Origin of the sequence: Ralstonia psammae (assembly GCF_958405935.1) — a bacterium.
Taxonomy (GTDB): Bacteria; Pseudomonadota; Gammaproteobacteria; order Burkholderiales; family Burkholderiaceae; genus Ralstonia; species Ralstonia psammae.
This window is the reverse complement of the sequence record NZ_CATZBU010000014.1, coordinates 74,932-94,756: the sequence shown is the minus strand read 5'-3', so window position 1 is coordinate 94,756 and position 19,825 is coordinate 74,932. Positions and strand designations below refer to the sequence as shown.

General features: G+C 64.4%; 23 protein-coding genes. 18 read left to right on the top strand and 5 right to left on the bottom strand.

Annotation, left to right across the window (positions count from 1 at the left end):
• Positions 1-240: 240 nt before the first annotated feature.
• From R2N16_RS21620 to tatC, 18 genes are all read left to right on the top strand, one after another.
• A complete protein-coding gene (locus R2N16_RS21620; protein ID WP_316668466.1) occupies positions 241-1,206 on the top strand; it encodes an ABC transporter ATP-binding protein in 966 nt (321 codons plus the stop codon).
• Positions 1,203-1,991 carry an ABC transporter permease gene (locus tag R2N16_RS21615; protein ID WP_027680233.1) on the top strand — a complete coding sequence of 263 codons (789 nt, stop codon included), beginning with the start codon at positions 1,203-1,205 and terminating at the stop codon, positions 1,989-1,991. The genes R2N16_RS21620 and R2N16_RS21615 overlap by 4 nt, the downstream gene beginning before the upstream one ends.
• 58 nt (positions 1,992-2,049) lie before the next feature.
• Positions 2,050-2,286, top strand: a complete 237-nt coding sequence (locus tag R2N16_RS21610) for a BolA family protein (RefSeq protein ID WP_024542178.1) — start codon at positions 2,050-2,052, stop codon at positions 2,284-2,286.
• A gap of 89 nt (positions 2,287-2,375) precedes the next feature.
• The gene (gene murA / locus R2N16_RS21605) at positions 2,376-3,641 is read left to right on the top strand and encodes a UDP-N-acetylglucosamine 1-carboxyvinyltransferase (protein WP_316668553.1); all 1,266 of its coding nucleotides are present in this window, start codon (positions 2,376-2,378) and stop codon (positions 3,639-3,641) included.
• Positions 3,642-3,648: 7 nt separating this feature from the next.
• Complete coding sequence (hisG, locus tag R2N16_RS21600; protein ID WP_316668460.1) at positions 3,649-4,338, top strand: ATP phosphoribosyltransferase; 690 nt, start codon at positions 3,649-3,651, stop codon at positions 4,336-4,338.
• Positions 4,335-5,663, top strand: coding sequence for a histidinol dehydrogenase (gene hisD / locus R2N16_RS21595; RefSeq protein WP_316668458.1), 1,329 nt, complete (start codon positions 4,335-4,337; stop codon positions 5,661-5,663). Before hisG ends, hisD begins: the two co-directional genes overlap by 4 nt.
• Before the next feature lie 16 nt (positions 5,664-5,679).
• A complete protein-coding gene (hisC, locus tag R2N16_RS21590; protein WP_316668456.1) occupies positions 5,680-6,804 on the top strand; it encodes a histidinol-phosphate transaminase in 1,125 nt (374 codons plus the stop codon).
• Complete coding sequence (gene hisB / locus R2N16_RS21585; RefSeq protein WP_316668453.1) at positions 6,801-7,391, top strand: imidazoleglycerol-phosphate dehydratase HisB; 591 nt, start codon at positions 6,801-6,803, stop codon at positions 7,389-7,391. The genes hisC and hisB overlap by 4 nt, the downstream gene beginning before the upstream one ends.
• A gap of 55 nt (positions 7,392-7,446) precedes the next feature.
• The gene (locus R2N16_RS21580; protein WP_316668451.1) at positions 7,447-8,070 is read left to right on the top strand and encodes a MarC family protein; all 624 of its coding nucleotides are present in this window, start codon (positions 7,447-7,449) and stop codon (positions 8,068-8,070) included.
• Positions 8,071-8,078: 8 nt separating this feature from the next.
• Positions 8,079-8,732 carry an imidazole glycerol phosphate synthase subunit HisH gene (gene hisH / locus R2N16_RS21575; RefSeq protein ID WP_316668449.1) on the top strand — a complete coding sequence of 218 codons (654 nt, stop codon included), beginning with the start codon at positions 8,079-8,081 and terminating at the stop codon, positions 8,730-8,732.
• Positions 8,733-8,807: 75 nt separating this feature from the next.
• The gene (hisA, locus tag R2N16_RS21570; RefSeq protein WP_316668446.1) at positions 8,808-9,551 is read left to right on the top strand and encodes a 1-(5-phosphoribosyl)-5-[(5-phosphoribosylamino)methylideneamino]imidazole-4-carboxamide isomerase; all 744 of its coding nucleotides are present in this window, start codon (positions 8,808-8,810) and stop codon (positions 9,549-9,551) included.
• A gap of 47 nt (positions 9,552-9,598) precedes the next feature.
• The gene (gene hisF / locus R2N16_RS21565; RefSeq protein WP_316668443.1) at positions 9,599-10,375 is read left to right on the top strand and encodes an imidazole glycerol phosphate synthase subunit HisF; all 777 of its coding nucleotides are present in this window, start codon (positions 9,599-9,601) and stop codon (positions 10,373-10,375) included.
• Complete coding sequence (hisI, locus tag R2N16_RS21560) at positions 10,372-10,794, top strand: phosphoribosyl-AMP cyclohydrolase (protein ID WP_024977832.1); 423 nt, start codon at positions 10,372-10,374, stop codon at positions 10,792-10,794. The genes hisF and hisI overlap by 4 nt, the downstream gene beginning before the upstream one ends.
• The gene (locus R2N16_RS21555) at positions 10,787-11,161 is read left to right on the top strand and encodes a phosphoribosyl-ATP diphosphatase (RefSeq protein ID WP_232041161.1); all 375 of its coding nucleotides are present in this window, start codon (positions 10,787-10,789) and stop codon (positions 11,159-11,161) included. The genes hisI and R2N16_RS21555 overlap by 8 nt, the downstream gene beginning before the upstream one ends.
• Positions 11,162-11,192: 31 nt before the next feature.
• Positions 11,193-11,567 (top strand): DUF4870 family protein, encoded by a 375-nt coding sequence (locus R2N16_RS21550; RefSeq protein WP_316668551.1) that lies wholly within the window; start codon positions 11,193-11,195, stop codon positions 11,565-11,567.
• A gap of 62 nt (positions 11,568-11,629) precedes the next feature.
• On the top strand, positions 11,630-11,887 hold the full coding sequence (gene tatA / locus R2N16_RS21545; RefSeq protein WP_009241947.1) for a Sec-independent protein translocase subunit TatA: 258 nt from the start codon (positions 11,630-11,632) through the stop codon (positions 11,885-11,887).
• Between the two features lie 20 nt (positions 11,888-11,907).
• On the top strand, positions 11,908-12,420 hold the full coding sequence (gene tatB, locus R2N16_RS21540) for a Sec-independent protein translocase protein TatB (RefSeq protein WP_316668437.1): 513 nt from the start codon (positions 11,908-11,910) through the stop codon (positions 12,418-12,420).
• 60 nt (positions 12,421-12,480) lie between these two features.
• Entirely contained in the window at positions 12,481-13,284 is an 804-nt protein-coding gene (gene tatC / locus R2N16_RS21535; RefSeq protein ID WP_316668435.1) for a twin-arginine translocase subunit TatC, read from the top strand.
• An 89-nt stretch (positions 13,285-13,373) separates the two neighbouring features.
• Here the strand turns inward: tatC and R2N16_RS21530 are convergent, their stop codons facing one another.
• The 5 genes from R2N16_RS21530 to R2N16_RS21510 all read right to left on the bottom strand — a co-directional run bounded on the left by R2N16_RS21530 (position 13,374) and on the right by R2N16_RS21510 (position 19,807).
• Positions 13,374-14,459 (bottom strand): ABC transporter ATP-binding protein, encoded by a 1,086-nt coding sequence (locus R2N16_RS21530; RefSeq protein ID WP_316668433.1) that lies wholly within the window; start codon positions 14,457-14,459, stop codon positions 13,374-13,376.
• A complete protein-coding gene (locus R2N16_RS21525; RefSeq protein ID WP_316668432.1) occupies positions 14,452-16,263 on the bottom strand; it encodes an ABC transporter permease in 1,812 nt (603 codons plus the stop codon). Before R2N16_RS21525 ends, R2N16_RS21530 begins: the two co-directional genes overlap by 8 nt.
• A gap of 87 nt (positions 16,264-16,350) precedes the next feature.
• Positions 16,351-17,457 carry an ABC transporter substrate-binding protein gene (locus R2N16_RS21520; protein ID WP_316668429.1) on the bottom strand — a complete coding sequence of 369 codons (1,107 nt, stop codon included), beginning with the start codon at positions 17,455-17,457 and terminating at the stop codon, positions 16,351-16,353.
• Positions 17,458-17,579: 122 nt separating this feature from the next.
• On the bottom strand, positions 17,580-19,109 hold the full coding sequence (locus R2N16_RS21515) for a sensor histidine kinase (protein WP_316668426.1): 1,530 nt from the start codon (positions 19,107-19,109) through the stop codon (positions 17,580-17,582).
• On the bottom strand, positions 19,106-19,807 hold the full coding sequence (locus R2N16_RS21510; RefSeq protein WP_316668425.1) for a response regulator: 702 nt from the start codon (positions 19,805-19,807) through the stop codon (positions 19,106-19,108). The genes R2N16_RS21515 and R2N16_RS21510 overlap by 4 nt, the downstream gene beginning before the upstream one ends.
• Positions 19,808-19,825: the final 18 nt, after the last annotated feature.

Here is a 19,825-nt window from a genome sequence, read left to right as displayed (position 1 = left end):
GTGCGGGGCGCGGGGTGATTGCCCCGAACCCGACATCGCGATGCCGCGCTCCGGCCGGGGCGTCGCGCGCGCCCCTGGCATTCGCGGTTCGGCGTCGTCAGCTGTGGCGCCGTGAGTTGGTGCAGTTCCCCTATAATTCTGGGTTTGTCGCTCTGCCGCCGCCGTGTGCGGCGTCCGCGGCCGTCATGGTCTTGTCGATCCATGGCTGCGAGATGAGCAGGGTAGTTCACTTTGTCGGCCATGAAAGCCATCGAAATCGCTGACGTCCGCAAGCGCTACAAGTCGTTGCAAGCGCTCAAGGGCGTGAGCCTGTCTGTCGAGCAGGGCGAGTTTTTCGGTCTGCTGGGCCCCAACGGCGCGGGCAAGACCACGCTGATCTCCATCCTCGCGGGCCTGAATCGTGCCGATTCCGGCCACGTACGCGTGCTCGGTCACGACGTCGTTTCCGACTACCGCACCGCGCGCCGAAAGCTCGGTGTGGTGCCGCAGGAACTGGTGTTCGACCCATTCTTCACGGTGCGCGAGACGCTGCGCCTGCAGTCGGGCTATTTCGGCCTGACCAAGAACGACGACTGGATCGACGAGGTCATGGCCAACCTGGACCTCACCAGCAAGGCCGACGCCAACATGCGCGCGCTGTCGGGCGGCATGAAGCGCCGCGTGCTGGTGGCGCAGGCCCTCGTACACCGCCCGCCCGTGATCGTGCTGGACGAGCCGACCGCCGGCGTGGATGTCGAGTTGCGCCAGACGCTGTGGAAATTCATCTCGCGCCTGAACCGCGAAGGCCATACCGTCGTGCTGACCACGCACTACCTGGAAGAGGCCGAATCCCTGTGTGACCGGATCGCCATGCTCAAGTTTGGCGAAGTGGTGGCGCTGGATCGCACGGCGAATCTGCTGTCGCAGTTTGCGGGGCTGCAACTGGTACTGAGCTTTGCGAAGGGCGCGCTGCCCGCGTCGCTCGAAGGCCTGCGCATGCCTGGCAAACACGGCGAGCGCGGCGTGCGCCTGCGCCTGTCGGGCTATGGCGAGGTCGAACAGATTCTCTCCACGTGCCGCCTCGCCGGCTGTGAGATCGACGACATGGAAGTCGCCAAGGCGGATCTGGAAGACGTGTTCGTGCAGATCATGCGCCGCGAAGGCGGCTTGCCCCCCGGGCCTCAAACGCCTGTCATTCCCGATTCTGCGCTGGAGCCCGCTGCATGAACGCCATTCCCGAGAGCTTGCCGGGCCGTTGGGTCGGTTTCCGCACGCTGCTGTACAAGGAAGTGCTGCGCTTCTGGAAAGTGAGCTTCCAGACCGTGGCCGCGCCGGTACTGACTGCGCTGCTGTATCTGCTGATCTTCGGCCACGTGCTGGAAGACCGCGTGAAGGTATTCGACCAGTTGAGCTACACCGCTTTCCTGGTGCCCGGCCTGGTGATGATGAGCGTGCTGCAGAACGCGTTTGCGAACAGCTCGTCTTCGCTGATCCAGTCGAAGATCACCGGCAACCTGGTGTTCATCATGCTGCCGCCGCTGTCGCACTGGGAGATGTTCGGTGCGTATGTGTGCGCGTCGATCATTCGCGGTCTGGCCGTGGGTACGGGCGTGCTGGTCGTGACCACCTTGTTTGCGCACCTGCACTTTGCGCAGCCGCTGTGGATCATCGTGTTTGCTGTGCTCGGCGCGAGCGTGCTGGGCACGCTGGGGCTGATCGCCGGCATCTGGGCCGAGAAGTTCGACCAGCTTGCGGCGTTCCAGAACTTTCTGATCGTGCCGGCCACCTTCCTGGCGGGCGTGTTCTATTCGATTCATTCACTGCCGCCGTTCTGGCAGGCGGTGTCCCACGCCAACCCGTTCTTCTACATGATCGACGGCTTCCGCTACGGCTTCTTCGGCGTGTCCGATGTGCCGGTGGCGACGAGCCTCGGCGTGATGCTGATCGCGCTGGTCGTGGTGGGGGGAGTGGCCCTGCAGATGCTGCGCACGGGCTACAAGCTGCGCCATTGATGCGTCGATAACAAAACCAGCGACGCACCACCCTAACGTTTTTGGAGAAGGGACGGCCATGTTGCCCACACCCGAACAAGTCAAGCAGTACATCGAAACCGGCCTGCCGTGCGAGCACCTCGAAGTCGAGGGCGACGGCCAGCACTTTTTTGCCACCATCGTCAGCGCGCAATTTGAAGGCAAGCGGTTGATCCAGCGTCACCAGCTTGTCTATGCCGCGCTGGGTGAGCGGATGCGCGCGGAAATTCACGCGCTGTCCATGAAGACGCTCACCCCGGCGGAGTGGCAGTCCTGATGGCCGAGCTTGATCCCACCCCGGTTACCGTTTCAACCGATTCCGACCTTGCGCTCGCCGAGCGCGCTGAACGACGTGATGTCTCGCTCATGGACAAACTGCTGATTGAAGGCAATGGCCCCTTGTCGGGCGAAATCCGCGTGTCTGGCGCCAAGAACGCCGCGCTGCCCATCATGTGCGCCTCGCTGCTGACGCCCGAACCGCTGGTGCTGAGCAACGTGCCGAACCTGCAAGACGTGCGCACGATGCTCAAGCTGCTGCGCCAGATGGGCGTGGAAGGCACGCAGAACGGCCACGACGTCACGCTCGAAGCGGCCACCATTCACTCGCCGGAAGCGTCGTACGACCTGGTGAAGACCATGCGTGCGTCGATCCTGGTGCTGGGCCCGCTGCTGGCGCGCTTTGGCCATGCGCGTGTGTCGCTGCCTGGCGGTTGCGGCATCGGCGCGCGTCCGGTCGATCAGCACATCAAGGGTCTGCAACTGATGGGCGCCGAGATCGTCATCGACCACGGCTACATCGAAGCGAAGCTGCCCGACGGCGCCAAGCGCCTGCGTGGCGCGCGCATCGTCACCGACATGGTGACGGTGACGGGCACCGAAAACCTGCTGATGGCCGCCGCACTGGCCGACGGCGAAACCGTGCTGGAGAACGCCGCACGCGAGCCCGAGGTGACCGACCTGGCCATCCTTCTCGTGAAGATGGGCGCGCGCATCGAAGGCATCGGCACGGACCGCCTGGTGATCCAGGGTGTGGAAGCCCTGCACGGCGCGGCGCACACAGTCGTTGCCGATCGCATCGAAGCCGGCACGTTCCTGTGTGCGGTGGCTGCGGCCGGTGGCGATGTGACATTGCGCGACGTGCCGCCGGGCATCCTCGATGCTGTGCTCGACAAGCTGCGCGAAGCCGGCGTGACGCTCACCACGGGCGACGATTGGATCCGTGTGCAGATGACGGGCCGCCCCAAGGCGGTGAGCTTCCGCACGTCGGAATACCCGGCGTTCCCGACCGACATGCAGGCGCAGTTCATGATGCTCAACGCCGTTGCCGAGGGTTCTGCGACGGTGACGGAGACGATTTTCGAAAACCGCTTCATGCACGTACAGGAACTCAACCGCCTGGGTGCCAATATCGTGATCGATGGCAAGACGGCCGTGGTGACGGGCGTCGAGCAACTCTCGGGCGCAACCGTCATGGCGACCGACCTGCGTGCCTCCGCCAGCCTCGTCATTGCTGGGCTGATCGCGCAGGGCGAGACGCTGGTCGACCGCATCTATCACCTTGACCGCGGCTACGACCGCATTGAAGACAAGCTGTCCGCTGTCGGTGCCAAGATCCGCCGAATTCAAGGGTAAGCCGGCCATGAACGCATTCCAGTCCGCCTCCAACCAGCTCACGCTGGCGCTGTCCAAAGGGCGCATCTTTGAAGAGACGCTGCCGCTGCTGAAGGCCGCCGGCATCGAGGTGACCGAAGATCCGGAAACCTCGCGCAAGCTGATTCTGCCGACGTCGGATCCGGCGCTGCGCGTGATCATCGTGCGCGCTTCCGACGTGCCGACCTACGTGCAATACGGCGCGGCGGACTTCGGCGTAGCCGGCCGCGACGTGCTGATGGAGCACGGCATGGCGGGCCTGTATGCGCCCATCGATCTGAACATCGCCCGCTGCCGCATGTCGGTGGCGGTGCCCAAGGGCTTCGATTACGCCAACGCGGTGCGTCAGGGCGCGCGCCTGTCGGTCGCGACGAAGTATCTGAATACCGCGCGCGAGCACTTCGCCAAGAAGGGCGTGCACGTCGACCTGATCAAGCTGTATGGCTCGATGGAGCTGGGCCCGCTGGTGGGCCTGGCTGACGCCATCGTCGACCTGGTCAGCACAGGCGGCACGCTGCGCGCGAACAACCTCGTCGAGGTGGAAGAGATCGTGCAGATCTCGTCCAGACTGGTCGTCAACCAGGCTGCGCTGAAGTTGAAGCGCGACCGGCTGGCCCCCATCCTCGACGCTTTCGAGCGCGCCTCCGCCCAGGAGGAACGCACAGGGGAACCCGCATGAGCCTGACCGTCCGTAAGCTGGATTCGGCCGAAGCCGGATTCGCGGCGCAACTGCGCCAGGTGCTCGCTTTCGAAGCGGGTGAAGACGAAGCCATCGATCGCGCCGCCGCGCAGATCCTGGCCGACGTGAAGGCGCGCGGCGACGCCGCCGTGCTCGAAGCCACACGGCGCTTCGACCGCATCGAAGCCGACAGCGTCGCCGCGCTGGAACTGTCACCTGCCACCCTGCAGGCTGCGCTGGATGGCCTGGAGCCCAAGCGCCGCGCGGCGCTGGAAGCGGCTGCCGCCCGTGTGCGCGCGTATCACGAGAAGCAGAAGATCGAGTGCGGCACGCACAGCTGGGAATACGCCGAAGCCGACGGCACAGTGCTTGGCCAGAAGGTCACGCCGCTCGATCGCGTGGGCATCTACGTGCCGGGAGGCAAGGCGGCGTACCCGTCTTCGGTGCTGATGAACGCGATTCCGGCACGCGTGGCGGGCGTCAAGGAAATCATCATGGTGGTGCCCACGCCGGGCGGTGTGCGCAATGAGCTGGTGCTGGCCGCGGCCTGCATCGCCGGGGTGGACCGCGTGTTCACCATCGGTGGCGCGCAGGCCGTGGGTGCGCTCGCTTACGGCACGGACACCGTCCCCGCCGTCGATAAGATCGTCGGCCCGGGCAACGCTTATGTGGCCGCTGCCAAGCGCCGCGTGTTCGGCACGGTCGGCATCGACATGATTGCCGGTCCGTCGGAAATCCTCGTCATCTGCGATGGCACGACCGATCCGGATTGGGTGGCGATGGACCTGTTCTCGCAAGCCGAACACGACGAGCTGGCCCAATCGATCCTGCTGTGCCCGAACGCCGAGTTCATTGCGCAGGTGGAAGCCAGCATCAACCGCCAGCTCGAAGACATGCCGCGTAGGAGCGTGATTGCCGAGTCGCTGTCGGGCCGTGGCGCGCTCGTCAAGGTCCGCGACATGGAAGAGGCGTGCGACATCGCCAACGACATCGCACCCGAGCATCTGGAGATTTCGGCAGAGAACCCGCGCCAGTGGGCCGAGCGCATCCGCCACGCCGGCGCGATCTTCCTCGGCAAGTACACCAGCGAATCGCTGGGCGATTACTGCGCGGGCCCGAACCACGTGCTGCCGACCTCGCGCACGGCGCGCTTCTCGTCGCCGCTGGGCGTGTACGACTTCATCAAGCGTTCCAGCCTGATCGAGGTGAGCGAAGCGGGCGCGCAGATGCTGGGCGAGATCGCTGCCGAGCTGGCCTACGGCGAAGGCCTGCAGGCGCACGCCCGCAGCGCTGAATATCGCCTCCAACGTACCGCCACCGAATAATACCCGCTGCACAACGATGACCGCCACCGCTCCGGCCCAAGCCTCTCTGGATGACCTGCTCGCCCGCATCGTGCGCGACGACGTTCGCGCCATGGGTGCGTATCACGTACCCGACGCCAGCGGCATGGTCAAGCTGGATGCGATGGAGAACCCGTATTCGCTGCCGGCGATGTTGCGCGATGCGCTGGGCAAGCGCCTGGCCGAAGTCGCGCTCAATCGCTACCCGGTGCCGACCGCCGACGCACTCCGGGCGCAGCTCAAGCAGGTCATGCACGTGCCGCCCGGCGCCGAGGTACTGCTGGGCAACGGTTCGGACGAGATCATCAGCCTGATCGCCATTGCTGCGGCCAAGCCGGGCGCGACCGTGCTGGCGCCGGTGCCGGGCTTCGTGATGTACGCGATGTCGGCACAGTTGCTGGGCCTGAACTTCGTCGGCGTGCCGCTCAAGGCGGACCTGACGCTCGACCGTGAAGCGATGCTGGCCGCCATGGCAGAGCAGCAGCCTGCCGTCATCTACCTGGCGTATCCGAACAACCCCACCGGCAACCTGTTCGACGCGGCTGACATGGACGCGATCATCCGCGCCGCACGCGGCCCGGTGTGCCAGAGCCTGGTGGTGGTCGACGAGGCCTACCAGCCGTTCGCGCAACATAGCTGGATGCCGCGCCTGCGCGATTTCGATCACCTTCTGGTGATGCGCACCGTCTCGAAGCTGGGCTTGGCCGGCATCCGCCTGGGTTACGTGGCCGGCCACCCGAAGTGGATCGCCGAGTTGGACAAGGTGCGCCCGCCGTACAACGTGAATGTGCTGACTGAGGCGACCGCCCAGTTCATGCTCGAACACGTGGATGTGCTGGATGCCCAGGCAGCGACCCTGCGCGCCGAGCGCACCAAACTGATCGATGCACTGTCGGCCCAGTCGGGCGTGACGGTGTTCCCGAGCGCGGCAAATTTCATCCTGCTGCGCGTGCCCGATGCAGCGGCCTTGTTCGAGCGCCTGCTCAATCGGCGGATTCTCATTAAAAACGTCAGTAAAATGCACCCGTTGCTGGCCAACTGTCTGCGCGTGACGGTCAGCAATCCCGAAGAAAACGCGCAATTTATCGATGCCTTTGCCGCATCGCTGCAGGAAGCCCCATGAGCCGCCGTGCCGAGGTCACTCGCAACACCTCTGAAACGCAGATCCGCGTCGCCCTTGATTTGGACGGCACGGGCAAGCAGACGCTGAACACCGGCGTCCCCTTCCTCGACCACATGCTCGACCAGATCGCCCGTCATGGCATGGTCGACCTGGACGTCTCGGCCACTGGCGACACCTATATCGACGATCACCACACCGTGGAAGACGTCGGCATTACGCTGGGCCAGGCCGTCGCCAAAGCCATCGGCGACAAGAAGGGCATCGTGCGCTACGGCCACAGCTACGTGCCGCTGGACGAAGCCCTGTCGCGCGTGGTGATCGACTTTTCCGGCCGTCCGGGCCTGGAGTTCCATGTGCCGTTCACGCGCGCGCGCGTCGGCAATTTTGACGTGGACCTGTCCATCGAATTCTTCCGCGGGTTCGTCAACCATGCCGGCGTGACGCTGCATATCGACAACCTGCGCGGCGTCAACGCACACCACCAGATCGAGACCGTGTTCAAGGCCTTTGGCCGCGCGCTGCGCATGGCGGTAGAGATCGATCCGCGCGCTGCCGGCACGATTCCGTCGACCAAGGGCGCCCTGTAAATCACTGCGTCGGCCTGGCCGCGCCTACCCGACTCCGAAAACGGCCGCCGATCCGATGGATCTGACTAAAAGTTTCTTCTCGCTGCTCGCGCTGATCAACCCGATCGGGGCGATCCCGTTCTTCATCAGCCTGACCGAGAGCCAGACGGACGAAGAGAAGCGCCGCACCATCCAGGTCGCGTCGATTTCGGTGGCAATCGTGATCGGCCTGTCGGCGTTGCTGGGCGAGCAGATCATCAGCTTTTTCGGTTTTTCGGTTGGCTCTCTGCAGGTCGGCGGCGGGATCATCATGATCATGATCGCGCTGAACATGCTCAATGCGCAGACCAGCCGCACCAAAGCCACGCCCGAGGAAGAGGACGAGGCCGGCGCCAAGGCCAGCATTGCCGTCGTGCCGCTGGCGATTCCGCTGCTCACGGGCCCCGGCTCGATCAGCACCGTGATCGTCTATGCGGGAAAGACCAAGCACTGGTGGGAACTGTTGCTCCTGGCTGGCGTGGGCGTGGCAATCGCGGGCGTGGTCTGGATCGTGTTGCGCGCGGCCGAGCCGATCGCCCGTGTGATTGGTCGCACCGGCATCAACGTCGGTACGCGGTTGATGGGCTTGATCCTGGCGGCGCTGGCCGTGGAATTCATCGTTGACGGGCTGAAAACCCTGTTGCCCGTACTTAGGGCCTAAGTTAAGTCATGACTAAGATCGCAATCGTCGATTACGGCATGGGCAATCTGCGCTCGGTAGCGCAGGCCTTGCTGGCCGTTGCTCCCCAGGCCGATGTGCGCATCAGTGCGCAAGCGGATGAAATTCGTTCTGCCGACCGCGTGGTGCTGCCGGGGCAGGGCGCTATGCCCGACTGCATGGCAGCGTTCGACCAATCCGGCCTGCGCGACGCTGTGCTGGAGGCATCGCGCAGCAAGCCGATGCTCGGCGTATGCGTGGGCGAGCAGATGCTGCTCGAGCGCAGCACCGAGGCGCGTCCGGGCCAGCAATACACGGCAGGGCTGGGCCTTATCAAAGGCGAAGTCGTCCGTTTTGATCTGGACGGCCAGTTGCAGCCGGACGGTTCACGGTACAAAGTGCCTCAGATGGGGTGGAACCGCGTGCACCAGACCCGTGCTCACGCCCTATGGGAAGGTGTGCCGGACCAGAGCTACTTTTATTTCGTGCACAGCTACTACGCACGGCCTGCCAATGCCGACGAATCGGTCGGCGAGACCGAATACGGCGTGCGGTTTACCTCCGCCATCGCCCGGGATAATATTTTTGCAACACAGTTTCACCCGGAAAAAAGTGCGCAAGCCGGCCTTCAGATCTACCGGAACTTCGTGCACTGGAATCCGTGACGCCTGCAGTTGCGTCGTAATCGAATCCGTTTTCGCCCTTTTTACTTTCTCCCCCTCAACTCTGTCGTCACGCTTATGTTGCTCATCCCGGCCATCGACCTGAAGGACGGTCAGTGTGTGCGCCTCAAACAAGGCGATATGGATCAAGCCACCGTATTCTCGGAAGACCCTGCTGCCATGGCGCGGCATTGGGTCGACCAGGGTGCCCGCCGCTTGCACCTTGTCGATCTGAATGGCGCTTTCGCGGGCAAGCCGCGTAACGAGGCGGCCGTCAAGGCCATCCTCGCCGAGGTGGGCGATGAGATTCCCGTGCAACTCGGCGGCGGCATCCGCGATCTGGGCACCATCGAGCGCTGGCTCGACGATGGCTTGTCGTACGTGATCATCGGCACGGCGGCGGTCAAGGATCCTGGCTTTCTGCGGGACGCATGCACGGCGTTCGGCGGTCACATCATCGTCGGGCTCGATGCCAAGGACGGCAAGGTGGCGACCGACGGCTGGAGCAAGCTCTCCGGCCACGAAGTCGTTGACCTCGCCAAGAAGTACGAGGACTACGGCGTCGAATCGATCATCTACACAGACATCGGCCGCGACGGCATGCTGCAGGGCATCAACATCGAGGCCACTGTCAAGTTGGCACAGTCGGTGAAGATTCCGGTCATTGCCAGTGGCGGCCTGTCGAACCTCAAGGACATCGACCACCTATGCGCGGTCGAAGAGCATGGCGTGGAGGGCGTGATCTGTGGTCGCGCGATCTACTCCGGCGACCTGAACTTCAAGGAAGCACAAGCCCTCGCGGACAAACTCGGCGCGGCCTGATCGTTGATCCAGCCGTGCACAACGGGCGCTCCGGCGCCCGACTCATCATGCTAGCCAAACGAATCATCCCCTGCCTGGACGTGACCAACGGCCGGGTGGTCAAGGGCGTCAACTTCGTCGAATTGCGCGACGCGGGCGACCCCGTCGAAATCGCACGCCGCTACGACGAGCAGGGCGCGGACGAAATCACCTTCCTCGACATCACGGCTACGTCCGACGGGCGCGACCTGATGCTGGGCATCATCGAAGCGGTGGCTTCGCAGGTGTTCATTCCGCTGACGGTGGGCGGCGGTGTGCGCGCGCTGGAAGACGTGCGCCGGCTGCTCAATGCCGGTGCGGACAAGATCAGCATGAACTCGTCGGCGGTGTCGAATCCGCAACTGGTTTCGGACGCCAGCGCCCGCCACGGCGCGCAGTGCATCGTCGTGGCCATCGACGCCAAGAAGGTGTCGGCCGAGGGCGAAACGCCGCGCTGGGAAGTCTTCACGCACGGCGGCCGCAAGGGCACGGGCCTGGACGCCGTGGCGTGGGCACGTGAAATGGCGCAGCGTGGTGCGGGCGAAATCCTGCTCACCAGCATGGACCGAGACGGCACCAAGGCCGGCTTCGATCTGGAACTCACGCGCGCCGTGTCGGACGCCGTGCCGGTGCCGGTCATCGCCTCGGGCGGTGTCGGCAACCTGCAGCATCTGGCTGACGGCATCCAGCAAGGTCACGCCGATGCAGTGCTGGCCGCCAGCATCTTCCATTACGGCGAATACACCGTTGGCCAAGCCAAGCAATTCATGGCAGAGCAGGGCATTCCAGTACGGATCGGATCATGAGCAAGAAGTGGCTGAATAAGGTCCACTGGGACGATAACGGCCTGGTGCCGGTGATCGTGCAGGAGCAGGGCAGCAACGACGTCCTGATGTTCGCCTTCATGAACCGCGAAGCGTTGCAGAAGACCGTGGAAACCGGCGAGGCCGTGTTCTGGTCGCGCTCGCGAAAGCGCCTGTGGCACAAGGGCGAGGAGTCCGGCCACATCCAGAAGGTGCACGAAATCCGCCTCGACTGCGATGAAGACGTGGTCCTGCTCCGCGTCACACAGATCGGTGGTATCGCCTGCCATACTGGCCGCCACGCGTGCTTTTTCCAGAAGTTCGAAGGCAATGTGGAAGACGGCGATTGGCACACCGTCGAGCCCGTGCTCAAGGACCCCGACGACATTTACGCCGGCAAGCCTGGCCACAATCATGAGTGACACCCTGCGCCGCCTGGGCGAGGTGCTCGAATCCCGCAAGCTCGCCAACGGCGGTGACCCGGAAAAGAGTTACATCGCCCGCCTGTTCAACAAGGGCGACGATGCCATTCTCAAAAAGATCGGCGAAGAGGCCACCGAGACGGTCATGGCCGCCAAGGACGCGCGCGCCGCAGGTATGACCGACGAGGCGCGCAGCAAGGTCGTCTATGAAGTGGCGGACCTGTGGTTTCACACCATGGTGCTGCTGTCGCACTTCGATCTCACGCCGGATGACGTTGTGAACGAGTTGGCTCGCCGCGAAGGGCTTTCGGGTCTGGAAGAGAAGGCGCTGCGCAAGTCACAGGCGCGTGACGCGGCAGGTGACTGACTACGGTGACGGATCGTCGCAGGGAGGCAGTGTGGACAAATACGGAGCGGCAGTGGTGGTGACGGACGATGCGGAGCGCCTGGCCGGACTGCGCCGCCTGACGCATATTCTGTATGCCCTCTACGCCATTTTTTGGCTGACCGGCGGCATCACTGCATTGATTGCCATCATCGTCGGGTATGTTAAGCGGGACGATGTGCGCGGCACGCTGTATGCGTCGCACTTTCGTTGGCAAATCCGTTCGTTCTGGTGGTGCGTACTGTGGGGTGTGATCGGCGTGCTGCTCATTCCCGTGGCCTTCATCGGCTTTGCTGTCCTGTGGGCTCTGGGCATCTGGATGCTGTATCGTATTGTGAAAGGCTGGCTGTATCTGAACGACAGCAAGCCGATGTACGCAAATCCGTAAAATCAACCAATGGCGCCGCCACCGTTGCAGCGTCACCAGCCGTATTTACGTGGGAGTAGGACATGGGTTCCTTTAGCATTTGGCACTGGCTGATCGTGCTGGTGATCATCATGATGGTGTTCGGCACGAAGAAGCTGCGCAACATCGGTTCGGACCTGGGCAGCGCCGTGAAGGGCTTCAAGGACGGCATGCGCGAGGGGCAGGAAGACAAGCCCGCGGGTTCGCAACAACCGCAGCAGACCGCAGGCCAGCCGCCGCGCGAGCTGCACGATTCGACGACGATCGACGTCGAAGCGCGCGACAAATCCAAGCAAGGCTGAGCACCGACGCGCGCTGACCGATGATCGATCTCGGCATTTCCAAGCTGGCGCTGATTGGCATGGTGGCGCTCGTCGTCATCGGGCCGGAGCGTCTGCCCAAGGTGGCGCGTACCGCTGGCGCCTTGCTTGGCCGCGCACAGCGCTACATCGCCGACGTGAAGGCCGAGGTCAGCCGCGAGATCGAGCTTGAGGAGCTGCGCAAGATGCGCACCGACTTCGAGCAGGCCGCGCGCAACGTCGAGCAGACCATCCACCAGGAGGTCAGCAAGCACACGACCGAGATCAACGAACGCCTGAACGAGGCCCTTGGTGATCCAGCGCTGACGGCGACCTCCGCGCCCGACTGGCGCCCGGCGCCGGGCAAGTCGCGCAACGGCCGCAACAGCTGGCGCAACAAGCAGCTCTCGATGCCCAAGTGGTACCGCCAGAAGCAGGGTGTACGCATGTGGGCGCAATCGGGTGCGGCACGCGTCAAGCGTCATCGTCCGCCCATCGTTGCCGCACAGTCGCGTGCGCGCTCCTTCTTCGAATGATCTTCGGGCGCGAGCCGTGTCTGCGGTGCCGCGTCCTGACTTCCCTCTTTCCCACCCAACATGAGTGCCGCTCCGCTCGATCCGCAAGAGTCGCCCGAGGACGGCGCGCAGGAAACCTTCATTTCGCACCTGGTCGAGCTGCGCGAGCGCATCGTCAAGGCAGGTGCGGGCGTGCTGCTGGTCTTTCTGGGGCTGGTCTACTGGGCGCCGGATATTTTCAATCTGTTCTCGCGGCCGCTGATCCAGGCGTTGCCCAAGAACGGACACATGATCGTGACGGATGTCACCGGTTCGTTCTTTGTGCCGATGAAGGTGACGCTGCTGGCCGCCTTCCTACTTGCGCTGCCGTGGGTGCTGTACCAAATCTGGCGCTTTGTGGCGCCGGGGCTGTATACGCACGAGAAGCGAATGATCATGCCGCTGGTGGTGAGCACCTATGTGCTGTTCCTGTGCGGTGTGGCGTTTGCGTATTTCCTGGTCTTCCCGACGGTGTTCAAGGTGATGGCGCACTACAACGCCCCGCTGGGCGCCGAGATGTCGACAGACATCGACAAGTATCTGAGCTTTGCCATGACCACGTTCCTGGCCTTCGGCATCACCTTCGAGGTGCCGGTGGTGGTGATGGTGCTGGTGCGTTTTGGCATCGTGAGCCTGGAGAAGCTGCGGCAGGCACGTCCGTACGTGGTGGTGGGCGCCTTCGTGATTGCTGCGGTGGTGACGCCGCCGGACGTGATGTCGCAGTTACTGCTGGCAGTGCCGCTATGGTTGCTGTTTGAGCTTGGTTTGATCTTGGCGGCAATCTTCATCCGTAACACCACGGCACCGGAGAGCGATCCGGAGCACCTGCCGGTCGTGAAGGACTGACAGGGCCGCCTGGCAAAGAGCAAGCGGTCAAAGAAAAAGGCAGCCGAGGCTGCCTTTTTTGTTGCCGATGAAGCCGCCGCTGCTGCTGTTTAAGCGGCGTACAGCCAGAACTGTTCGCGCGGGAAGGTCAGCGCGTACTTGCCGTCGCTCGGGGCGCTGGCCGAGTAGGCGCGCAGGCCCGTGCCGGTCGCGCCGCTGTCGTCGGTGGCGCGGAAGAGGCATTCCCAGCGGTCGCCCAGGTACATGCGCGTCGCCAGCGGCAGGTGGATGGTGTTGTCGGCGTTGTCGACGCCCACGCGCACCTGTTCCAGTCGGATCACGCCGTGCGCTGATGCACCCGGCTTCAGATCGCCGCGCGCCACCCCCCACAGCGACCAGCCGCCAGCGTCGTCCACCAGGCGGGCCATGCCGTCACGCACTTCGGCGATCTTGCCGTTGATGCGGTTGTTGCTGCCCATGAACTCGGCGGTGAAGAGCGTTTCGGGCGCGCCGTACATCTGCTCGGGCGTACCCTGCTGTTCGATCACGCCGTTGTTCAGAAGCAGGATGCGATCGGACATGGCCATCGCTTCGCTCTGGTCGTGCGTGACCATCAAGGCCGACAGGCCCAGGCGCACGATCAGCTCGCGCAGGAAAGCGCGGGCTTCTTCGCGAAGCTTGGCGTCGAGGTTCGAGAGCGGCTCGTCGAGCAGGATCACGGGCGGGTTGTAGACCAGCGCGCGGGCAATCGCCACACGCTGCTGCTGACCGCCGGAGAGCTGGCTCGGGAAACGCTCGCCCAGATGGCCGAGGCCCAGTTGCTGCAGCACGGCCTGCACGCGTTCCTTGATCTGCGCGGCAGGCGTCTTGCGCAGCTTGAGCGGGTAGGCGACGTTTTCAGCCACGGTCTTGTGCGGCCACAGCGCGTAGGACTGGAACACCAAGCCCAGGTTGCGCCCTTCGGCCGGCACGTCGAGCTTCTTGGCGCCATCGAACATGACCCGATCGCCGATTTGGACGGTACCCTGGCTGGCTTGTTCGAGGCCGGCGACAGCACGCAGCAGCGTGGTCTTGCCCGAACCCGACGGGCCCAGCAGCGAGACGACCTCGCCCTTCTGCAGCTGCATCGAGACACCCTTGAGAACCGGGTTGTTGCCGTATTGCAGGTGCAGGTCGTTGACAGTGAGTTCAATCATGGAGCTTCACTCCGAAACGCAGTGCGATGCCGAGGCCGACGGCCACCAGCACGATATTGACGAAGGACAGCGCGGCGACGATGTCGATGGCGCCGCCCGCCCACAGGGAAACCAGCATCGAGCCGATCGTCTCGGTGCCCGGTGACAGCAGGTACACACCGGTCGAGTACTCGCGCTCGAAAATCAGGAAGATCAGCAGCCACGCGCCGAGCAGGCCGTAGCGCGTGAGCGGCACGGTCACGTCGCGCGTGGTGCGGGCGCGGGTGGCGCCTACCGAGCGTGCGGCTTCTTCCAGCTCCGGACCGACTTGCAGCAGCGCGGCCGAGATCAATCGCAGGCCATAGGCCAGCCACACCACCGTGTAGGCGATCCACACGCTGAAGATCGTGCTGCGCAGGTCGCGCAGGCTCGGCACGACGTGCTCGATGATCCAGTTGGCGAAGGGCAGGCCGCTGTCGGTCAGGCCGGTCTCGATCCAGTTCGGCACGAACAGGAACACCCAGAGGAACGCCAGGCCAGCCAGCAGGCCCGGAATGGCGCGGGGCACCAGCACGCTGTAATCGAGGAAGCGTGTCCAACCATCCGGCTTGCGATGCATGGCCAAGCCGATGCACGTGTAGCAGGCCACGGCGATGGCGCCGCCGATCACGCCGATCAGCACCGTGTTGACCATCGCACGCAGGAACTGCGGCTGCTCGAAGATCTGCTGGAACGCCGTGGTCGAGAATGCCTCCACCAGCGACACGCCTTCACCCCAGTTCGACACGAAGGCGCGCAGCGCGATACCCGAGAGCGGCACCACCACCGTCACGAAGAACCACAGCACCACCACCGCCCAGGCCGGCCAGCGCCAGTTGCCCAGCGGCAGCGGACGGCTGCGCGTGACCTTGCCCTTGACGGTGACGAAGCGGTTCGCCGACTTCAGCATGTAGCGCTGCAGCAGCACCAGCGGGAACGTCACCATCACGAGGCAGACCGCCACGGCGGCCATCAGGTGGTACGCCGGCGTGCCAAGCTTGTTTGTCAGCTTGTACAGATATGTCGCCAGCACCAGGTGGCCTTCCGGATCGCCCAGCACCAGCACCAGGCCGAACACCTCAAAGCCCAGGAACGTCACCAGCACGGCTGCGTACAGCAGGGCAGGGCGCACCATCGGCAGACTCACATTGAGTGCCACCGACAGCGGCGATGCCCCCGCGATACGCGCGGCTTCTTCCACATCCGAGCCCAGGCTGCGCAGCGCCGACGAGACATACAGATACACGTGAGGCACGTGCGTCAGGCCGGCAATGATGATGATGCTCGTGAACGAATAGACGTTCCACGGCGCGCCGCCAAACAGGCTCTTGAACCATACCGTATAGAAGCCCACGGGGCCGGCGGACACCACGTAGCCGAACGCCAGCACCATCGGCGAGACAAACACCGGAATCATCAGCAGCGGTTCAAGAACGCGGCGGCCGGGCAAATCCGAGCGCACCATCAGGAACGCTAGGATGCCGCCCAGCGGTACCGAGATCACCGCCAGGCCAAAAGCGAGCGCGGCGGATTTCTCAAAGGCGTGCCAGAAGTCCGAATCCGTAAAGATGAAGCGATACGCATCCAGCCCTGCCAGCGCGTCGGGCATGAAGAACGGTGCAGACAGAAAGCTCTGGTAGAAGATCAGCGCCAGCGGCGTGAAAATCGCCAGCGCGGTAAGCAGAATGACCACGCCGCGCGGCAAAGCCTGTCCCACACGCGTCCAGGGCGAGCGCTTGAGGGTGACTTGGCGAGCGGCGGCACGGTCTTGCGCTAGAGAACGCATGGTGCCTCCAGGAGGAACCGGCGCCAGGTACGGATGGCGCCGGCAGGTCGGTCAGATGAGAAGGGGGGCGGTGATCAGCGGATCAGATCAACGGCCAGCGGCGGTGCGCCATTGCTTGATGAAGTCGAGGCGCTTCTTCGGTTCCAGGAACGCCAGGATCGATTCGTCCACCGGAATCGGCTTGATGGTGTTGCCGAGGATCTTCTTCAGGCCGGCGGCGGTGGCTTCACCCGTCACGTCTTCACGCAGCGAGTGCAGATCCGACTTGTTGGCGAGGATTTCCTGGCCGCGCTTGGACAGGATGTAATCCAGCCACAGCTTGGCCGCATTCGGATTCTTCGCCTTCTTGGCGATCATCGCGACGCGCGACACCACCAGCGTGTAGTCCTTCGGATAGACGATGCCGATCGACGGATCCTTCTTGGCGCGTGCAATTGCGTACGAACCGAGGATGTTGTACGCCACCAGGTTTTCACCCGAGGCCACGCGCTCCATCATCGTGCCGGTGGATGACTGCAGCACCAGGTTCGGGCCCACGGCCTTGATGAAGTCGAAGTACTGCGGCGAATCCAGATTGTCCTGCGCAGCCATCATGAAGCCCACGGCCGACTTCTCGATGTCGTACGTCGTGACCTTGTTCTTGAAGCGCTCGGGTTGGCTGGCGACCAGCTTGGCGAAATCGGCGTGCGTTTGCGGCACTTCCGAATCCTTGATCAGGCGCTTGTTGTACAGGAACACGGCTGGCTCATACGTCGTGCCGTAGGCGATGCCCTTGTGGACTGCCCACTTCGGCAGGTTCGGCACTTCGGGCGAGTCGTACTTCATCGCGTAGGTCTGTGCGAGCTTGAGCTGCGAGTCCATCGACGAGTTCCACATCATGTCAGCCGAGGCGCCGCCGGCAGCCTGCTCGCTGATGAATCGGTTGTACAGCTCGCTGCTGTTCATGTCGTTGTACTCGACCTTCACGCCGGGGTAGAGCGACTCGAAGTCCTTGATCAACGGATCGGCGGCCTTGGTATCGGTCGTCGCATACACCACCACCTTGCCTTCCTTCTTGGCGGCAGCGATGGTGTCGGCGTAGCTGGCGGGGTAGCCGGCCGGGACTTGCGCGAAGGCGGCGGTGCTGAGGGTCAGTGCGGCAGCTGCAATGGAAGCGACAGCGGCGTACGCGGGCGTAAAGCGGCCACGAAGCATGGGTTTGTCTCCTGTTTGCTTGTGATGGTGTGGGGCCGGCTACTTATGACTTGTTACGTGTAGCTCGGACGGATGGCCCCAGGTGCGGCGGATTATAGAAATCGCGCGCTTTCGTCACGCTTTCATTGCGGCTGCTGCGTCGCAGCATGCTCGGCGGAGGCCGCGGCAGTCGCCAATGGCACGCGAATCCGAGCCGACAATCCGACGCCGCCGTGCTCGTTCGGCTCGCCGTCAGCCAGCTCGATCTGCCCGCCGCTGCGCGCTGCATAGGCACGTGCGATGGCCAGGCCGAGGCCGGAGCCTTCGGCGGCATAGCGGGCATCTTTGGGCGCGACTTTGGGTTTACCCGTGCGGCTTCCGACCTCGTGCGCACGGCGGAAGCGCTGGAACGCATGTGCGCGCTCGTCGGCATTCATGCCGGGCCCGGTGTCGTCCACGCAGACCAGCGCGGCATCGCCATCCGCCGCGGCGCGTACGGTGATGCGTCCGCCGGCCGGTGTGTAGCGGATGGCGTTGTGCACGAGGTTGGAGAGCGCCTCGCGCAGGAAGGCCGGATAGCCGATGACGGGTAGCGTCATGACGAGGCCGCCGTCGTCCCAGCCGAGGTCCTGCTGTTTTTCTCGTGCCAATGGCAGCGCGTCGACGACCACGTCGCGTGCCAGTTCACCGAGGTCGAACGTTTCGGCCGGCGCATCCTGCCCCGCATGCCGCGCGCGGGCCAGGGCGAGCAATTGCGTGGTCAGCCGGTTCGTCGACTGCAGGCGCGCGATGATGGCGGACAGGCTTTCGCGCACGCGCACCGGGTCGGTTTCGCGTAGCGCGTATTCGGCTTGCGTGAGCAGCACGGCCAGTGGCGTGCGTAACTGGTGCGACGCATCGGCCAGGAACTGGCTTTGTGCCTCGGCAAGTTCGGCGTAGCGATGAATGTGGTGGTTGATCGCGTCGACCAGCGGGCGGACTTCGGCGGGCACGTCGGTGGCGTCGAGCGGTCGCAGGTCATCGGACGCGCGCACGCCGATGCTGCGTGCTAGGCGATTGAGCGGCCGCAGCGCGACGGTCACGCCCAGCCACAACAGCGCCGCGCTTACCGCCACCAGCGCCGCATCGCGCAGCAGCGTGCCGTGCCACACCGACTGTTGCAGCGCGCGCCGCGTCTCGATGGTTTCCGCCACCTGAATGACGATGCGCGCCGGCAGTCCGGGCTGATACAGCGGCTTGGCCACGGCGGCTACGCGTACGGGCTCGTCGTGGTACGTCGCGTCGTAGAAGAGCGGGGTGTCGTTTTCCAGCCGCGTGACTGGCAGCGGCAGATCGTCGTAGCCGGTGAGCGCGGTCTCGGGCGCCTTGCCCGGCAAGGGCTCGAATGCGACGCGGTAATAGACATTGCTCTGCGCGGTCGACTCGAACATGGACAGCGCAACATATGGCACGTTGACCTGGACCTGGCCGCGCTCGATCGTCACGCCGTTCTCGATCGCGCGCACCGAGCCGAGCAGGGCGCGGTCGTACGCGCGATCGGTCGCGCCACGCAGCGCCTGGTACGCCGAGACGATGTCGATGGCCAGCACACCCACCAGCCCTGGCAGCAGCAACCAGAGCAGCGTGAGTTTCAGGCTGCGCGGCAGCCAGAGCCAAGCGAGCCGCCGCATCATGCGCTGCTGTCGCCGGCGGGGGGCGCTTCACCATCGCCGGCTTCGAGCATGTAGCCCAGCCCCCGTACGGTGACGATCTGCACGCCCGTGCCCGCCAGCTTCTTGCGCAGGCGGTGCACGACCACCTCCACGGCGTCGGGGCTCGAATCGCTGTCCAGGTTGAAGACCTTGTCGAACAGATGCACCTTGCTGATCGGTTGGCCGGTCTTGTGCAGCAGCGCCGACAGCGCAGCGTGTTCGCGCGGCGTGAGCGACAGCGGCTCGCCCGACAGCAGGAATGCCTTGCGTCCGGTGTCGAACTCCAGCGGCCCGCAACGCAGGCGCGGGAACGCCCGGCCGCGGCTGCGGCGGATGAGCGCCATCAACCGCGCTTCCAGCTCGGACAACGCGAAGGGCTTGGTGAGGAAATCATCCGCGCCGGCATTCAGCCCGCGCACGCGCTCGTCCAGCGCGCCCTGCGCGGTGAGGATCAACACTGGCGTGCGGTCGTCGCGCGCGCGCATGTCGGCCAGCACGGCAAAGCCATCCTTGCGCGGCAGACGCAGGTCCAGCACCACCGCGTCAAACTCTCCGGAGCCGAGGAAGGCTTCCGCGAAGACGCCGTCTGCGGCGCGCTCGACCACGAAGCCGCTTTGCGCCAGCGCGCGCGCCAGCCATGCGGCCAATTCTTCCTCATCCTCCACCAGCAAAATCCGCATCGGGTGTCTCTCAATATC